Below are 670 nucleotides of genomic sequence, written 5' to 3' on the forward strand. Positions count from 1 at the left end.
CAGTCGAGGCTCACTTGCCGAGCCCCCTGAGCCAGGACACGGCTGGCAAGATTGCGGATCCGTACCCACGGTAGCAACAGAAAACGGCTGTTGTTCACCACCCGCTGGAGATTGCTACACCGGGCCGTCTCGCTCCAGCCAATCCACTGATCTCGCGCCGACAAACGCCAGGCAGGGCTCGACAAGCGCAGGCATCCCACCACTTGGCGATGCGGCTGCTCAATCCATACCAGATACCGCAGCTGAGCACCGTAGGCCACCGTATAGCCCTGGTAGTGATAGCGCCCCACCAACTCACGGAACAACTCACTGTCGGCTGAGTTGCGAACCTCTTCGATGCTCAGCGAGCCTAACTCTTCCACCGAGCCTACCAGCGCTTCGCCCGGCTCTCCGCGCGCCGTCTTCGGAATCCGGGTCGTAGAGCCCTTCGGCCGCCGGCGCTGCAGCGGTGGCAAGCGCACAAATCCGCACGCCTCCAACGACTCCAGATACTCTCGGCACTCCAGGGCGATCAGCGAGCCATCGGGCCGCCGCCAACCGAGCAACTCGCACACTGTCTTGGCCAACTCGGTGCGACTGATGCCCGAGCAGGTCTCGACGACTTCGCGGATCAGTGCCAAGTCCTCGGCACCAAGATCACGCCCGGCAAAATGACTGGGAACCTCTGTCG

The 670-nt window shown here is 63.0% G+C and carries 1 protein-coding gene; it reads right to left on the reverse strand.

Features of this window, described 5'->3' with window-relative positions:
* A partial coding sequence (locus tag GY769_08190; protein ID MCP4201898.1) for a DUF4338 domain-containing protein occupies positions 1 to 620 on the reverse strand: 620 nt, incomplete at its 3' end.
* Positions 621 to 670: the final 50 nt, after the last annotated feature.

Source organism: bacterium, from assembly GCA_024224155.1.
Classification (GTDB): domain Bacteria; phylum Acidobacteriota; class Thermoanaerobaculia; order Multivoradales; family JAHEKO01; genus CALZIK01.